Below are 1,881 nucleotides of genomic sequence, written 5' to 3'. Positions count from 1 at the left end.
ATCGAGTAGGGGACGGGGTCACCCCCGTCGCCCTCTCACACCACCGTACATGCGGTTCCGCATACGGCGGTTCATGAAAGACACTGGAGTCGTCGCGTCGTATCGAGCAGCGACACCAGACCCATACGATCAAAGAAGGACTTCCGGAAGGCCGCGTTCATGTGGCTGGCACCACTGTTCCACCACGGCCCGCGTTGATTGAAGGCCGAGCGAAATGCCCGCTCCTGCGTCAGTCCCGCCTTCATCAGGTTCTTGGCGCGAGTGTACGGACGTTTCCACTGCCGCCACAGGATGCAGCGCAGTTTGCGTCTGATCCATCCGTCGATCTCCTCCAGCGCCCGCTTGGTCTCGGTCAGCTTGAAATACGCTGCCCAGCCACGCAGAACCGGATTCAAGGCGCCGATGGTGTTGCTCAGACTTCGCCCTCTCGCCCCCTGGAGTACTTCCCGGACCTTGTCTTCCAGCCGTTGCAGACTGGTCGGCGCAATCCGCAGTTTCGGGGCCTTGTGCCAGCTCACGCTGTAGCCCAGAAACTTCCTCTCCCACGGCCGCGCGACCGCGCTCTTGGCCTCATTGACCGTGAGCTTGAGCCGCCCGGACAGGAACCGGGTGATACTCGCCAGCGTCCGCTCGCCTGCCGCCCGGCTTCGAACATAAATGTTGCAGTCGTCCGCGTAGCGACAGAAGGCATGCCCCCTGCGTTCCAGTTCCCGGTCCAGTTCCGTCAGCAGGATATTCGACAGCAGCGGACTGAGCGGTCCGCCTTGCGGCGTCCCTTGCGTCCTCGGCGATACCATGCCGCCTGCCATCATCCCCGCTTCCAGATACCGGCGGATGAGTTTCAGTACCCGCCCGTCGCCGACCTTCTTCGAAACCTTCTCCATCAGGATGTCGTGATTGACCCGGTCGAAGAACTTCTCCAGATCCATGTCCACCACGACGCGCCGGCCTTCGGCAACATACCGCTGCGCTGCCTTGACCGCCTGATGGGCGTTCCGCCCCGGTCGGAAGCCGTAGCTCGACTCGGAGAAGTCCGCCTCGAAGAGCGGCGAGAGCACCTGATGCAACGCTTGCTGGATCAGTCGATCCGTCAGCGTCGGAATGCCGAGCGTCCTCACCCCGCCTTGCGGCTTCGGAATATCGACTCGGCGCACCGCCTGCGGGAGATACGTCCCCGCCAGCAGTGTGGCCCTGATCGTCGGCCAGTGTCGTTTCAGCTGATCCTTGAACTCCGACACCCCGATGCCATCGACACCGGCCGCGCCCTTGTTCTCCACCACCCGCTGATACGCAAGCCACAGGTTGCCGCGCTCACACACGACTTCCATCAGCCCGCCTGTCTCCGCTTTCGTCCGCCAATCAGTCGCCGATTCGGCCTCAGCACGCAACGCGCCCCTCTCCGGATTCCGTCCGGATGCTTCCGCTTGCGCTCCATCTTGCCGACGGATTTCTGCCTTCGCTGGTTTCATCGAGAGCTGATCGCCTACTCGCGTTCTTCCATGTTCGGCCCTTCGGTCCATACCGGCACCTACTATGGCCTCGGCTGACTTCCTCACCCGCATCCCGACACCTCGCGATGTCGGTAGCACCACGGCACGAATGAGGATCTCCCCGGGTATGACGCACCCACCTTCACGCTTATACCTGTCGGATATACGTCACAGCGTTCCGTGCAAGTTTCGGGCTTTGACGATATTGGCCGCCTCACCCCGCTGTGCCGCCTCGCATCCGCTTCCTGTTCGTCAGGCCAGCGCTTTGCCTTCGGCTTCCTCCAGATTCGCAGTTACCCGCGACACCCTTGCCGTTCGGCTAACTCTTCCCCTTGCCGGGCGAGTAGAGGACTTCCACCTCCAAGTGAGTGCGCCCTGCCGGGCGCACCAA

1 protein-coding gene is annotated in these 1,881 nt (G+C 62.6%); it reads right to left on the bottom strand.

The genetic code is table 11. From position 1 onward, the window contains the following. Positions 1–71: 71 nt before the first annotated feature. Positions 72–1,469, bottom strand: a complete 1,398-nt coding sequence (gene ltrA, locus GPA22_RS22380; RefSeq protein WP_169258277.1) for a group II intron reverse transcriptase/maturase — start codon at positions 1,467–1,469, stop codon at positions 72–74. Positions 1,470–1,881 lie beyond the last annotated feature (412 nt).

It is taken from the genome of Aromatoleum toluvorans (genome assembly GCF_012910905.1).
Taxonomy (GTDB): Bacteria; Pseudomonadota; Gammaproteobacteria; order Burkholderiales; family Rhodocyclaceae; genus Aromatoleum; species Aromatoleum toluvorans.
This window is presented reverse-complemented; position numbering and strand designations above follow the sequence as displayed.

Bases quoted from the DNA above. Each gene is read 5' to 3' on its own strand.
- ltrA (WP_169258277.1), bottom strand. From the start codon at position 1,469: ATGAAACCAGCGAAGGCAGAAATCCGTCGGCAAGATGGAGCGCAAGCG.